Source organism: Enterococcus sp. OL5, assembly GCF_006491895.1.
GTDB classification, from domain to species: Bacteria; Bacillota; Bacilli; order Lactobacillales; family Enterococcaceae; genus Enterococcus_D; species Enterococcus_D innesii.
The window spans coordinates 190,643-205,097 of record NZ_VHIL01000002.1 but is presented as its reverse complement, the minus strand read 5'-3'; the positions used below and the strand labels follow the sequence as shown (position 1 = coordinate 205,097).

The following is a 14,455-nucleotide window of genomic DNA, read 5'->3' as shown; positions in this document are numbered from 1 at the left end:
GTGTCCTGCCCTTTTTCTATCCTCTGGGTGAAAGGGAAGCGTCAGGAAATTTCCAAAGCAACCCAGCGCAATTTTTGCTTAAGTTTAGTATGATAGAGGTAGTAGATCCGCTTGTAAAAGCATAAAATAAAGAAAGTAGGGAATAGAATGTTTAAACGTGTACACTTGATCGTGATGGATTCAGTCGGAATTGGTGAAGCACCTGATGCGGCAGCTTTTGGTGATGTCGGTTCAGATACATTAGGCCATATTGCAAAAGAAGCAGGCTTAACGATCCCTCACTTGGAACAATTAGGCCTAGGTACGATTCGTCCTTTAGAAGGCGTAAAGGCGGTAGCTGACCATGATGGGTATGCAACCAAATTGGAAGAAGTTTCTGTTGGGAAAGATACGATGACGGGGCACTGGGAGATCATGGGCTTGAATATCCAAAAGCCTTTCCGCGTATTTCCAGATGGGTTTCCCGATGAATTATTGCAACAGATCGAAGCGTTCTCTGGACGCAAAATCGTCTGCAATGCGCCGTATTCTGGGACAGCAGTCATTGATGACTTTGGCGAACATCAAATGAAGACCGGGGATCTGATTGTTTACACTTCGGCTGACCCAGTGTTGCAGATCGCCGCTCATGAGGAAATCATTCCATTAGAAGAATTGTATCGTATTTGTCAGTACGTTCGGGATATCACGAAAGATGAGCCGTATATGATCGGCCGCATCATCGCGCGTCCTTATGTCGGTGAGCCTGGAAACTTTACTCGTACGAGCAATCGTCATGACTACGCACTCGATCCATTTGGCCATACAGTGTTAGATTCATTGAAAGAAGCTGGAAAAGACGTGATCGCCGTTGGGAAAATCAATGATATCTTCAACGGGCAAGGAATCACCGATTCTGTACGGACGAAGAGTAATATGGACGGTGTGGATCAATTACTGAAAGTGATGAAACAAGACTTTACGGGTCTAAGCTTTACGAACTTGGTTGACTTCGATGCGCTTTATGGTCACCGTCGCGATGTCGTAGGGTATGCCCACGCCATTGAAGATTTTGATTTGCGTATTCCAGAACTCTTAGAAGCAATGGGAGATGAGGATCTGTTATTGATCACAGCTGACCACGGCAATGACCCAACCTTTACGGGAACGGATCACACGAGAGAATATGTGCCATTATTAGCCTACAGCAAGAAATTCCAAGGCCAAGGAAAATTGCCACAAGGCTACTATGCGGATATTTCCGCAACGATCGCTGAAAACTTTGGTGTTTCAGCTACAGAAAACGGAACTAGCTTTTTACAACATTTAAACTAGAGGTGATGAAATGACAACGTTACATGAGAAATTACAAGAAACAACGGCATTTATCAAAGGAAGCGGCGTCGGTGAAGTGGAATTTGGCTTGATTTTAGGTTCTGGCTTAGGGGAATTAGCCGATGAGATCGAAAACCCAATCGTGTTGCCTTACAACGATATCCCGCATTTTCCTGTTTCGACAGTGGTCGGTCATGCCGGACAATTGGTCTATGGAACATTAGCTGGGAAAAAAGTCTTAGCGATGCAAGGGCGATTCCATTATTATGAAGGCCATTCGATGCAGACGGTCACTTACCCCGTCCGTGTGATGGCGGCATTGAAAGCTCATTCTTTAGTCGTGACCAATGCCTGTGGCGGTGTGAACGAAAGCTTCCAGCCTGGAGACTTGATGTTGATCACCGATCAAATCAACTTTATGGGGGACAACCCACTGATTGGTGAAAACGAAGAAGAAATGGGTCCACGTTTCCCAGATATGAGCCAAGCCTACCATTTGCCTTATCGGGAAGCGGCACAAAAAGTTGGTGCATCAAAAGGATTGCACTTAAAAGAAGGCGTTTATATGGGCTTCTCAGGTCCTACGTATGAAACGCCAGCAGAGATCCGCTTTGCTCGGACGATCGGTGCCGATGCTGTCGGTATGTCGACTGTCCCAGAAGTGATCGTTGCTGTTCACAGCGGCTTGAAAGTCTTAGGTGTTTCTTGTATCACAAACTTGGCTGCTGGTATGCAAGCGAGCTTGAATCACGAAGAAGTCGTGGAAACGACGGAACGGGTCAAGGCAGAATTTAAAGCGTTGATCAAAGAAACGTTAGCAGTACTATAAAAAGCAGACCAAAGGAGAAAAACGAATGAGCGTTCATATCGAAGCAAAAGCAGGCGAGATCGCAGACAAAATCTTGTTACCAGGTGATCCACTGCGGGCAAAATATATTGCTGAAACATTTTTAGAAGACCCGATCTGTTACAACAATGTTCGGGGGATGCTGGGCTATACAGGCGTTTATAAGGGCGAGCGGGTCTCTGTCCAAGGAACCGGCATGGGCATGCCTTCAGCGAGCATCTATGCCCATGAATTGATCAACTCTTACGGCGTGAAGAAATTGATTCGGGTCGGTACGTGTGGTGCCATCTCAAAAGATGTCCACGTGCGTGATCTTGTGATTGCCCAAGCGGCAGCAACAAGTTCATCGATGGTGGCAAAAAACTTCCAAAGTTTCCATTTCCCACCAATCGCTGACTTTGCACTGTTGCGTAAAGCCTATGATACAGCGATCGAATCAGGATTTACGACCCACGTCGGCAACATCTTATCTGAAGATACCTTCTACAAAGATGACATGACGGAAACGTTGCAGTTGGCAGACCTTGGAGTGATGGGTGTTGAGATGGAAGCCGCAGCCTTATACTATTTAGGGGCGAAATTCCACGTTCAAACCTTAGCGATCTGTACCGTCAGCGACCACATCATCACTGGAGAAGAAACAACGCCAGAAGAAAGACAAACGACATTTAACGACATGATCAAAGTTGGCTTAGAAACAGCGATCGCGTAAAAAAGATACCACAGGATCGGTGCATGAACGATGCGAAGGCTGCTTGCTTTGGATAGAGCAAGCAGCCAAATCGTATTGGTTTGCATGCAACCGAGAATGTGTTATCTTTTTTTGTTGGCAAAAAGCCACGAAGAAGCGTTGCACTTTTGCCAGAAAATGGTTTAATGAAAAGAAAAGGTGTAAAAAGGAGACGAGACAATGAATAATTTTACGTTTCATGTAACGACGGACATTCGTTTTGGGAAAGACCGTCTGAACGAATTGCCAGAAGTACTGAATACATTTGGAAAAAACGTCTTGCTAGTCTATGGTGGCGGCAGTATCAAGAAAAACGGCTTGTACGATGCAGTCATGGCGCAATTGACTGCCAACGGCAATCAAGTCACTGAATTGACTGGTGTCGATCCAAATCCACGAATCGAAACCGTTCGTCAAGGAGCCGCTCTTTGTCGTTCAGAAAAGATCGACGTCATTTTAGCTGTTGGCGGCGGTTCTGTAATTGATTGCAGCAAAGTGATTGCTGGGGCGGCTTGCAGTGAGCAAGAGCCTTGGGACTTAGTACTTTCCAGAAGCTATCAAGGACCAGCGATTCCATTAGTAACGATCTTGACCCTTGCGGCTACCGGCAGTGAAATGAATCGCGGCGCAGTGATCTCTAATCTAGAAACGAAACAAAAACTTGGCGTTCACGGACCCGAATTTTTACCGAAAGTATCCTTTTTAGATCCAACAACGACCTTTAGTGTCAGTCGTTATCAAACGGCTGCCGGTTCAGCGGATATCATGAGCCATCTGATTGAAAATTATTTCAGTAAAACAGAAGGAACAGATGTCCAAGACGGTGTAGCAGAAGGATTGCTAAAAGCAGTCATTAAAAATCTGCCCATCGCATTAAAGAATCCCTCGGACTATGACGCACGGGCGAATTTGATGTGGGCGAGCACCTTAGCCTTAAATGGTTTGACTGGAAGCGGCAAGGGTGGTGCATGGTCTTGTCATGCGATGGAGCATGAGTTGAGTGCGTTTTATGACATTACCCATGGCGTAGGCTTAGCGATCCTGACCCCACGCTGGATGCTTCATGTATTGAATGAAGAAACGGCGCCGAAATTTGCGCGTTTTGCCAGAGAAGTCTTTGGTGTCCAAGAAGCAGTGCCAGAATTAGCTGCCCGAATGGGGATTCAAAAACTGTATGACTTTTTTGCTTCTTGCGATATTCCGATGACTTTGCCAGAAGTGGGGATCGCCGATGACACTCATTTTGCTGAAATGGCGGCTCAAGCAGTTCAATTCAGCTCTATTGCAACAAATGCCTATGTACCGCTACAAGAAGAAGACGTGATCGCAATCTACCAAGATTCCTTGACTCCTTCAACCTATCTTTAATCATTAAACAGACCGTTCCTGCGACTTGGTTGTCGCGGAGCGGTCTGTTTATTTACCCTTCAGAAGAAAAAGCCAAACGGGTCATTAGCTGATCTGCAATCAAGGCGTGTCCAGCAGGAGTGGGGTGCACACCGTCATCGCCTGTCAGAGCCTGTGGGGAGCTAGCAACGGCTGCTTCGGCAAACAAGCCATCCAGCGGCAGCAGCTGACAATGAAAGGCGGCAGCTAAGCGACGAACGATTTGGATTTTCGGATCAAGATCGATGCGCCAGGTTTGGCGATCTTCAGGATATGGCAAAACAAAAGGTTCCAGTAAGAAAATCCGTGTGATCCCCTGTTGGGTCACTTGTTCCAGAATTTGACGGTAGGTTGCCTCAAAGGATGTTGCGGCCTCTTCTGAACCAAAATCGGGACCACCGGCATTGTGCCACGTGTCGTTGATCCCAATCATAAAGACCAGAACGTCAGGCGCTAATTGGAGGCAATCTTCTTGGAGACGGGCTAAGACATCGGCAGCTTTGTTGCCGCCGATCCCCCGATTATAAAAGGTAAATCCTGCAGTGGGGAATGTTTCTGCCAGCTGATCGGCAACGAGACGGGCAAACCCATGTCCTAAATCGTGGGGATCTTGGCGATCACGATCGCAATCTGTGATGCTGTCACCTAAAAATAAAACGGTATCATTTTTGACTAGTTTCATAATAAGCTCCTTTCGAGTACGCCCTCAATTATAAGAGAGGGGGGAGGAAATGCCAATAAAAAAACTGCCCTTTTTTTAAAAAGGGCAGCGATAAGCGAGGCTTATAAGTAGTATTTTTTCGCAACAGTCAAATCATCGTTCAATTCATAAACAAGTGGTTGACCAGTTGGGATCTCAAGATCCATGATATCTTCGTCAGAAATACCTTCGATATGTTTTGCTAATGCGCGTAGAGAGTTTCCGTGAGCCGCAACTAAGACAGTTTTGTCGTCTTTTAATGCGGGGGCAATTTCATCTTGCCAGAAAGGCAATGCACGTTCCAAAGTAACTTTTAAGTTTTCGCCACCAGGTACGTCGCGAGGGTCAAGCATTGCATAACGACGGTCGTTTGCAGCAGAACCTTCATCTGAAGCTTCCATCAATGGAGGTAAAACATCGTAAGAACGACGCCAGATGTGTACTTGTTCGTCACCGTATTTTTCAGCAGTTTCTTTTTTATTTAAACCTTGTAATTTACCGTAATGACGTTCGTTTAAGCGCCATGATTTGATCGTTGGTACCCAAAGTTGATCAGAATATTCTAAAATGTAATTACAAGTTTTGATGGCACGAGTTAAAACAGATGTGTAAGCAACGTCAAATTCGATGCCTGCTTCTTTGATTTTACGTCCGCCTTCGATTGCTTCTTCGACACCTTCTGGCGCTAGATCAACATCAGCCCAACCGGTAAACTGGTTTAATTTGTTCCATTCGCTTAGTCCATGACGAGAAAATACTAATTTTGGCATGTAAAACTCTCCTTTAGATATTCGATATTTTTCTGAAATTTTCAATTCCGTATTTATTGTACACTCTTTCTCAAAGAATTTCCATGGTTTTGGAGGAAAAGCTGGGGAAAACGCCATTCTTAAGGAAAAACAAATGAGGATCTTTAAAAAACGGACCGCTTTTGTTTTATGCTGTTCTAGGAGAGTCGACAACTATGAACGTAACTTGCGCCATTCTTCTTCGGATAATTTTATGTATTTGTAGCAGGTACCTACAGAAACACCGCATTTCTCAGAAATATATTGAATCGTTTCTTTTTTCTCGTAGTACAAATGACGGATTTTCTTGATCGTCTTCGGATCGATCTTCGGACGACCGCCAATTTTGCCTTTTTTGCGGGCTTTGTTTAAGCCGACTAGCGTGCGCTCTTTGATCAATGAGCGTTCCATGATCGCAAGTCCTTCCATCAAATTGAAGTATACTTCACCCATCGGTTCACGCGTGTCGATGTTTTCTGCTAACGAAACCAAATGTAGTTCTCGCTGCTTTAATAGATCAGTAAGCTCGGTCAGCTGTCTGGTCGTTTTTCCTAAACGATGCAGTTCCGTAACAACTAAAGTGTCGCCGGGCTGCATCTGGGCCACCACTGACTCCAATGAATGATTTTCTTCACTTTCTTCCAAGCTATAGGTTTCGTGGAAATAGTCATTACAACCGAATTCCTTAAGTTTGTTTATTTGTTCACTTGTGGAGTTATCGGTAATCGTTGAGCGAGCATAACCTATGATTTTCATAAAACCCTCCTACCTTTCCCTTTTTATTGAATGTATCATAATTACTTCTTAAATGATAGGGTAATTTGCACAAAAAAGCATAAAAACAAGTATGATTGAAGATAAATAACAAAAAAAGAAGAAGCGGCGAGGCTTCTTCTTTTTGTTATTCTTAGCGGACCTGCTTTGTACTTGGTCCTGTAGGTAGACCAATGATGATGGTGTGAACCATATCCAAAAACAAACCGTGTTCCACCACGCCGACCGTAGCATCTAATTCTTGTGCCAATTCGTTAGGTGCTGTGATGGTTTCTAGATGGAGATCGATGATGTAATTGCCACAATCTGTTTTCAATGGTTCGCCTTCTTCATTTAAACGTAGTTTTGGACGATAGTTTTTCTTATCGAAAAGACGTAGCAGTTGTTGACTACCATAAGGAATCACTTCCACTGGAAGGGGAAAGGCACCAAGTGTCTCGACCATTTTGGATTCATCGACGATCCACAAGACTTTCTTGGAGTTAGACGCCACGATTTTTTCAAACAAAAGAGCCGCACCGCCCCCTTTGATCCCATGGTAATCCTGGCTGATCTCATCTGCACCGTCGATTGTAAGATCCACAGCATCCACTTCATCAATGGTGCGAATCGGGATGCCTAGCCCCTCTGCTTGTCTTTTCGATGCCCAAGAAGTGGGGACACCAGTGATCGATAGACCCTCTTCTTTTACACGTCGACCCAGTTCTTCAATCATGTAGTAGGCTGTTGAGCCAGTGCCCAAACCAACCACCATGCCGTTTTTTACATAACCAGCCGCTTCAATGCCGACCATTTCTTTTAGGTTCATTTTCTTCCCGCCTTTTTTAATAGATGCTTTGTTTCTATTATATAGGAAGAAGTGTAAAAATTGCGGATTTTTTCGTAACAGATTTCTTTTGAAAAAAGCTCGGGAGGATACTTGACAGGTAAGAATAAGCATGATATTCTATCAAAGGTGCTTTATCTACAGGTCTCTCGTTGGAGACGTGCTGACTGTCTATCAAAGCATAGTTGATATGAATGCAGAGAATGCATTATTTTTTATCGCAAAAAAAGAACCACCTGGATGTGTGGGACTATAAAGCGAATCAAGGAAGGAGGACAACTAGGGATGCCTACAATTAATCAATTAGTACGTAAACCTCGTAAATCCAAGGTTGAAAAATCAAATTCACCAGCATTGAACAAAGGATATAACAGTTTCAAGAAAGCTCAAACGAATGTTAACTCACCTCAAAAGCGTGGGGTAGCTACTCGTGTGGGAACTATGACACCGAAAAAACCGAACTCAGCTCTACGTAAATATGCGCGTGTTCGTTTGTCAAACTTGATTGAAGTGACAGCTTATATTCCAGGTATCGGACACAACTTACAAGAACACAGCGTGGTCTTGTTACGTGGTGGACGTGTAAAAGACTTACCAGGGGTACGTTACCATATCGTTCGTGGTGCATTGGATACTGCCGGTGTTAACGATCGTAAACAATCTCGTTCTAAATATGGTACAAAACGTCCTAAAGCTTAATCTTTAAGACAAACAGATCAAATGAATCTTATTTAAATCAGAACTGATATCTCGGAAGGAGGAGTTACGGATGCCTCGTAAAGGTCCTGTTGCAAAACGTGATGTTTTACCAGATCCTATTTATAACTCAAAATTAGTAACTCGTTTGATCAACCGTGTAATGGTTGATGGTAAACGCGGTGTTGCTGCAAATATTATCTACAATGCTTTTGGCATTATCAAAGAATCTACAGGAAATGATCCATTGGAAGTTTTCGAACAAGCAATGAAAAACATTATGCCTGTATTGGAAGTTAAAGCTCGCCGTGTCGGTGGTTCTAACTACCAAGTACCAGTAGAAGTACGTCCTGAACGTCGTACAACTCTAGGTCTTCGTTGGGTGGTAAACTACGCTCGTTTGCGTGGCGAACACACAATGGAAGAACGTCTTGCAAAAGAAATCATGGATGCAGCAAACAACACTGGTGCTTCTGTGAAAAAACGCGAAGACACACACAAAATGGCGGAAGCCAACCGCGCATTTGCTCACTATCGTTGGTAAGATCCTCACTGCTTTTTATTGGAAGGTACTGAGACAACCTTAGCTTAAGTTAAGTAAGAATGAGAGGGGAACAACCTAGAATGGCAAGAGAATTTTCGCTAGAAAAAACTCGTAATATCGGGATCATGGCCCACGTTGACGCTGGTAAAACAACGACAACTGAACGTATCCTTTATTACACAGGTAAAATCCATAAAATTGGTGAAACACATGAAGGTGCTTCTCAAATGGACTGGATGGAACAAGAACAAGAACGTGGGATCACAATCACTTCTGCTGCGACAACTGCGCAATGGAAAGAAAACCGCGTAAATATCATCGACACACCAGGACACGTGGACTTCACAATCGAAGTGCAACGTTCATTGCGTGTACTTGATGGTGCTGTAACTGTGTTGGACTCACAATCAGGTGTAGAACCTCAAACAGAAACAGTTTGGCGTCAAGCGACAGACTACCGCGTACCACGTGTTGTATTCTGTAACAAAATGGACAAAATCGGTGCAGACTTCTTATACTCTGTATCAACTTTACATGATCGTTTACAAGCAAATGCTCACCCAATCCAATTACCAATTGGTGCGGAAGATGACTTTACTGGTATTATCGACTTAGTAAAAATGAAAGCTGAAATCTACACAAATGACTTAGGAACTGAAATCCAAGAGACTGAAATTCCTGAAGAATACGTAGAATTAGCTGAAGAATGGCGCGAAAAATTAATCGAAGCTGTTGCTGATACTGATGAAGAACTAATGATGAAATTCTTGGAAGGTGAAGAAATCACTGAAGAAGAATTGAAAGCTGGTATTCGTCAAGCAACATTGACTGTTGACTTTTTCCCTGTTCTTTGTGGATCTGCCTTTAAAAACAAAGGGGTTCAATTGATGTTGGATGCAGTCATCGACTACTTGCCTTCACCACTTGATGTTCCTGCGATTAAAGGGATCAATCCTAAAACAGACGAAGAAACTGATCGTCCGGCTGACGATGAAGCACCATTTGCTTCATTAGCATTTAAAGTAATGACTGACCCATTCGTAGGTCGTTTGACATTCTTCCGTGTGTATTCAGGTATCTTGAACTCTGGATCATACGTATTGAATGCTTCAAAAGGCAAACGCGAACGTATCGGTCGTATCCTACAAATGCACGCCAACACTCGTGCTGAAATCCAAACAGTATACTCAGGCGATATCGCCGCTGCTGTTGGTTTGAAAGACACAACAACTGGGGATACACTATGTGATGAAAAATCACCAGTAATCCTTGAATCAATCGAATTCCCAGAACCAGTTATCGAAGTCGCTGTTGAGCCTAAATCAAAAGCTGACCAAGATAAAATGGGGGTTGCTTTACAAAAACTTGCTGAAGAAGATCCATCATTCCGTGTGGAAACAAACGCTGAAACAGGCGAAACTGTTATCGCTGGTATGGGAGAACTTCACTTGGACGTCTTAGTTGACCGTATGCGTCGCGAATTTAAAGTTGAAGCAAACGTAGGTGCGCCTCAAGTTTCTTATCGTGAAACATTCCGTGCAGCAACACAAGCGGAAGGTAAATTTGTACGTCAGTCTGGTGGTAAAGGTCAATACGGTCACGTATGGGTCGAATTTACACCAAACGAAGAAGGTAAAGGCTTCGAATTCGAAAACGCGATTGTCGGTGGTGTGGTTCCTCGTGAATACATCCCAGCAGTTGAAAAAGGACTTGAAGACTCAATGGCGAACGGTGTCTTAGCTGGTTACCCATTAGTAGACATCAAAGCAAAACTTTATGATGGTTCATACCATGATGTCGATTCAAGTGAAACTGCCTTCCGTGTTGCAGCTTCTATGGCTTTACGTGCTGCAGCGAAGAAAGCAAACCCAGTAATTCTTGAACCAATGATGAAAGTAGTTATCACTGTACCAGAAGATTACTTAGGTGATGTTATGGGTCACGTAACTGCTCGTCGTGGACGCGTAGAAGGAATGGAAGCACACGGTAACTCACAAATCGTGAACGCAATCGTGCCATTAGCTGAAATGTTTGGTTACGCAACAACACTTCGTTCATCAACGCAAGGTCGCGGTACGTTCATGATGACATTTGATCACTATGAAGATGTACCTAAATCTGTTCAAGAAGAAATCATCAAGAAAAACGGCGGCAAAGCTGAATAATTGATGGAAGTATAGGAAATTAAGTAAAAAGCTATATTTTTTTCTGAGTTTCGTGTACAATATTATCGATGATAAGGGATGGGGAGCTGCGGCTCCCTACCTATCAAATATAAAAAATAAACTGCATTTTTAGGAGGAACATTTTAAAATGGCAAAAGAAAAATTTGACCGTTCTAAACCCCACGTAAACATTGGTACGATCGGACACGTTGACCATGGTAAAACTACACTTACAGCTGCTATCACAACTGTATTATCTAAAAAAAGGTTTGGCTCAAGCTTCAGCTTACGACCAAATCGATGGCGCTCCAGAAGAACGCGAACGCGGAATCACTATCTCAACTGCTCACGTTGAGTACGAAACTGAAGCACGTCACTATGCTCACGTTGACTGCCCAGGACACGCGGACTACGTTAAAAACATGATCACTGGTGCTGCTCAAATGGACGGCGCGATCTTAGTAGTATCTGCTGCTGATGGTCCTATGCCTCAAACACGTGAACACATCTTGTTATCACGTAACGTTGGTGTACCATACATCGTTGTTTTCTTAAACAAAATGGATATGGTTGATGACGAAGAATTACTAGAATTAGTTGAAATGGAAGTTCGTGACTTATTGTCAGAATATGACTTCCCAGGCGACGATGTTCCTGTAATCGCTGGTTCTGCTTTGAAAGCTCTTGAAGGCGATGCTTCATACGAAGAAAAAATCATGGAATTAATGGCTGCAGTTGACGAATACGTTCCAACTCCAGAACGTGACACTGACAAACCATTCATGATGCCAGTCGAAGACGTATTCTCAATCACTGGACGTGGTACTGTTGCTACAGGCCGTGTTGAACGTGGACAAGTTCGCGTTGGTGACGAAGTTGAAATCGTTGGTATTGCTGAAGAAACTGCTAAAACAACTGTAACTGGTGTTGAAATGTTCCGTAAATTGTTAGACTATGCTGAAGCAGGGGATAACATTGGTGCATTGCTACGTGGGGTTGCTCGTGAAGACATCCAACGTGGACAAGTATTAGCTAAAGCTGGTACAATCACACCTCATACAAAATTTAAAGCTGAAGTTTACGTTTTAACAAAAGAAGAAGGTGGACGTCACACGCCATTCTTCACTAACTACCGTCCTCAGTTCTACTTCCGTACAACTGACGTAACTGGTGTTGTTGAATTACCAGAAGGAACTGAAATGGTTATGCCTGGTGATAACGTAACAATCGACGTTGAATTGATCCACCCAATCGCTATCGAAGACGGAACTCGTTTCTCAATTCGTGAAGGCGGACGTACTGTTGGTTCAGGCGTTGTAACTTCAATCCAAGCTTAATTTGATTGATCGAAGAGCAAAAGCGTACGCGCTTTTGCTCTTTTTTTTTTTCGACTCTTGTAGAAAAAAAGCCGCTCTCACTAGCGTTGATGAATCCGTTAAGGTTCATCGAAGCTAAAGAGAGCGGTGCTTTTTATTTTATTAGTTTTTGCTTCTTCAAGAAGGCGTCAAATCCTTGGTCAGGGCGATTGCTGTAAAACCCAGCAAACTTTTCTGACCATGGTTTGGTCTCACGGGCTTCTCCAAAAGCAGTCATCGTTTGATCGTAGGCTTCGACCGCATCATAAGAATAGTCCTGGTAGTGGTTGTAATGAATGACCGCTTCTTCTGGCAAGCGAGGTTTGACCTTCATTTCTACGATTGGTTTACCGATGCTCAAGCCAGCCACAGGATAGACGTATTCCGGTAAGTGCAACAATTCAGCGATTTTGGCGCTGTCTTTGCGGACGCTACCGGAAATGACGGTGCCTAAGCCCAGTGATTCAGCAGCGATCGCACCGGATTGCAAAGCGATGCTGGCATCAGTGGTGGCGATCAATAATGGCTGATAGCCCTCATCGATTGGATAGGGGGTCTGTTTTTTGTCAGCAACTTTTTTGGTTCGGTTTAAATCTGCGAGAAACAGCAGAAAGAGCGAACTTGCTGCGATATGAGGATTGCCGGGATTCCATTCGACCATTTGTTGGCGGATCTGCGGGTCGTCGATCACCAGGATCGAATAGGCTTGCCCATTCATCCAGCTTGGTGCTTGACGAGCGGCAGTCAAAATCGCGGTTACTTGCTCTTGGCTCAAGCGATAGTCAGGGTCAAATTGTCGGTAAGTGCGGTGGTTGTGCAAAAGCTCAATGGTTTCGTTCATAGGTTTGCTCCTTTAACTGTTGGGTGATTTTTGTGAATCGTTCTTGAAATCGTGGTAAATCATCTTTGGCTAAGCGGGTATAGTTCAAACGCAAGCCATTCGTATCGTTACTGAAAAGAAAAGCAGGTGCTACTAAGCAATCGTTCGCCAAAAAGAGCGACCAATCTTTGCGAGTCAATGTGCGGTGACGCCAAGTCAACCACAGGTAAAGACCGCCTTTCGTCGACTGCCATTGCCAATCCTCCTGAAATGCCAGCAAGAGTTGATGTAGGTCTTGCTGGTGCTGGGCCATTTCTGTAAGCAGTGTCCGCTGCTGCTGGTGGTAATCAGAGGAGCGTAGGGCGATATTGGCAAGGACTTGCGGGAAGATCGTGGTATCGATCGCCATCCGTTTTTTCGCTTGGGCAAATTGGTCGGCTAACGCTTCTGGCACCAAAAGCCAGCCGATTTTGATTGATGACCCAAGTAATTTTGAAAGCGAGCCTAAATAAATGACGGTTTCGGGAGCCATGGATTTTAGCTTGGGCGGTACTTCCTCAAAAGCCAACTCGCTAAAAACATCATCCTCAATGATCGGTACTTGGTAGGTCTGGCAAAGGCGGATGATCGCTTGGCGCCGATGCTCACTCATAGTATGGCCCGTTGGGTTTTGGAAGGTGGGGTTCAGATAGACGAATTTGATCTTCTTTTCCTTCAGCACTTTCTCCAACGCGGCGGGTCGCATCCCTTCGCTATCTTGTTTGATCCCAATCAACTGGACATTCATCGTGGAAAACAAGGGGAGAGAGAACAAGAAAGAGGGATCCTCTGTCGCGATACAGTCCCCCGCTTGCAGCAGCACTTGCATTAGTAACGTAATTCCTTGTGTCGAACCGGCAGTAATTACTAGTTTTTGACCGCTAGTGGGCAAATTGAAGGAATCCGCAAGGTGCTGCAATAAGATTTCTTGCAGAGGCTCGTAACCAGTTGGCAAAATTTTGGTGCTTTCTTTGCGAATCTCTTCCCATGTAAAGGCAGGAAACGTGAAGTCGGGGATCAGATCGGCAGGTAGATCACCTGTATACAGATCCAGCACATCTTTTTCAGCACGTAAATGTTGGATTTGTTGAAGGTAAGGGTCTTGCTGCAAGTAAGGGCTGCTTAAAGACGAGCGTAAATAAGAAAGTGGGGTTTGGCGGTTCCCCCAGCGACCTTCTAACACACGAGAACCACTGCCTTGTTTTCGTTCAATCCATCCTAAGCTTTTCAATTCATCTAACGCTTTGACGACGGTGGAACGGTTGACGTCAAAAGTCTGAGCAAGGCTGCGCTCTGGTGGTAAACGATCCCCAGGCCCATAGGTTCCTGCTTGGATCTCTTCAATAAAATGGGTCACGATCTGCTGGTAAATCGGTTGTTTCTTTTGTTTGTCAATACTTGATGAAGCCATCCTGCACCACCTTTTTCAATTGGATGGTTTAAAAATAAGCCAAATGGCTCTTTTCGTCAA

The 14,455-nt window shown here is 44.2% G+C and carries 13 protein-coding genes and 1 pseudogene; 8 read left to right on the top strand and 6 right to left on the bottom strand.

The window, feature by feature from the left end:
* The first annotated feature begins 147 nt into the window (after positions 1-147).
* From deoB to FJU10_RS03475, 4 genes are all read left to right on the top strand, one after another.
* Positions 148-1,314 carry a phosphopentomutase gene (gene deoB, locus FJU10_RS03490; protein WP_015508806.1) on the top strand — a complete coding sequence of 389 codons (1,167 nt, stop codon included), beginning with the start codon at positions 148-150 and terminating at the stop codon, positions 1,312-1,314.
* A gap of 10 nt (positions 1,315-1,324) precedes the next feature.
* Positions 1,325-2,143, top strand: coding sequence for a purine-nucleoside phosphorylase (locus FJU10_RS03485; protein WP_008376402.1), 819 nt, complete (start codon positions 1,325-1,327; stop codon positions 2,141-2,143).
* Positions 2,144-2,168: 25 nt separating this feature from the next.
* Entirely contained in the window at positions 2,169-2,873 is a 705-nt protein-coding gene (deoD, locus tag FJU10_RS03480) for a purine-nucleoside phosphorylase (RefSeq protein WP_005226852.1), read from the top strand.
* A 198-nt stretch (positions 2,874-3,071) separates the two neighbouring features.
* Entirely contained in the window at positions 3,072-4,259 is a 1,188-nt protein-coding gene (locus FJU10_RS03475; RefSeq protein ID WP_140965160.1) for an iron-containing alcohol dehydrogenase, read from the top strand.
* A gap of 52 nt (positions 4,260-4,311) precedes the next feature.
* Here FJU10_RS03475 and FJU10_RS03470 read toward each other — a convergent pair whose 3' ends face one another.
* From FJU10_RS03470 to rpiA, 4 genes are all read right to left on the bottom strand, one after another.
* On the bottom strand, positions 4,312-4,959 hold the full coding sequence (locus FJU10_RS03470; protein WP_077453913.1) for an SGNH/GDSL hydrolase family protein: 648 nt from the start codon (positions 4,957-4,959) through the stop codon (positions 4,312-4,314).
* A gap of 101 nt (positions 4,960-5,060) precedes the next feature.
* Positions 5,061-5,747 carry a 2,3-diphosphoglycerate-dependent phosphoglycerate mutase gene (gene gpmA, locus FJU10_RS03465; RefSeq protein ID WP_005226871.1) on the bottom strand — a complete coding sequence of 229 codons (687 nt, stop codon included), beginning with the start codon at positions 5,745-5,747 and terminating at the stop codon, positions 5,061-5,063.
* A gap of 192 nt (positions 5,748-5,939) precedes the next feature.
* Positions 5,940-6,521 carry a recombinase family protein gene (locus FJU10_RS03460; protein WP_077453912.1) on the bottom strand — a complete coding sequence of 194 codons (582 nt, stop codon included), beginning with the start codon at positions 6,519-6,521 and terminating at the stop codon, positions 5,940-5,942.
* Positions 6,522-6,672: 151 nt separating this feature from the next.
* Positions 6,673-7,347, bottom strand: coding sequence for a ribose-5-phosphate isomerase RpiA (gene rpiA, locus FJU10_RS03455; protein WP_140965159.1), 675 nt, complete (start codon positions 7,345-7,347; stop codon positions 6,673-6,675).
* Positions 7,348-7,650: 303 nt separating this feature from the next.
* On the opposite strand from rpiA, the gene rpsL reads away from it, so the two are divergent.
* From rpsL to tuf, 4 genes and pseudogenes are all read left to right on the top strand, one after another.
* Positions 7,651-8,064 (top strand): 30S ribosomal protein S12, encoded by a 414-nt coding sequence (rpsL, locus tag FJU10_RS03450; RefSeq protein ID WP_003127956.1) that lies wholly within the window; start codon positions 7,651-7,653, stop codon positions 8,062-8,064.
* Between the two features lie 70 nt (positions 8,065-8,134).
* Positions 8,135-8,605, top strand: coding sequence for a 30S ribosomal protein S7 (gene rpsG / locus FJU10_RS03445; protein WP_003127957.1), 471 nt, complete (start codon positions 8,135-8,137; stop codon positions 8,603-8,605).
* An 80-nt stretch (positions 8,606-8,685) separates the two neighbouring features.
* Positions 8,686-10,770 (top strand): elongation factor G, encoded by a 2,085-nt coding sequence (gene fusA, locus FJU10_RS03440; RefSeq protein ID WP_005226900.1) that lies wholly within the window; start codon positions 8,686-8,688, stop codon positions 10,768-10,770.
* 148 nt (positions 10,771-10,918) lie between these two features.
* Positions 10,919-12,107: pseudogene (gene tuf / locus FJU10_RS03435) on the top strand (elongation factor Tu).
* 133 nt (positions 12,108-12,240) lie between these two features.
* Here tuf and FJU10_RS03430 read toward each other — a convergent pair.
* Both FJU10_RS03430 and FJU10_RS03425 read right to left on the bottom strand, forming a co-directional pair.
* Positions 12,241-12,966 (bottom strand): nitroreductase family protein, encoded by a 726-nt coding sequence (locus FJU10_RS03430; protein WP_140965158.1) that lies wholly within the window; start codon positions 12,964-12,966, stop codon positions 12,241-12,243.
* Positions 12,950-14,395 carry a PLP-dependent aminotransferase family protein gene (locus tag FJU10_RS03425; RefSeq protein ID WP_140965157.1) on the bottom strand — a complete coding sequence of 482 codons (1,446 nt, stop codon included), beginning with the start codon at positions 14,393-14,395 and terminating at the stop codon, positions 12,950-12,952. Before FJU10_RS03425 ends, FJU10_RS03430 begins: the two co-directional genes overlap by 17 nt.
* Positions 14,396-14,455 lie beyond the last annotated feature (60 nt).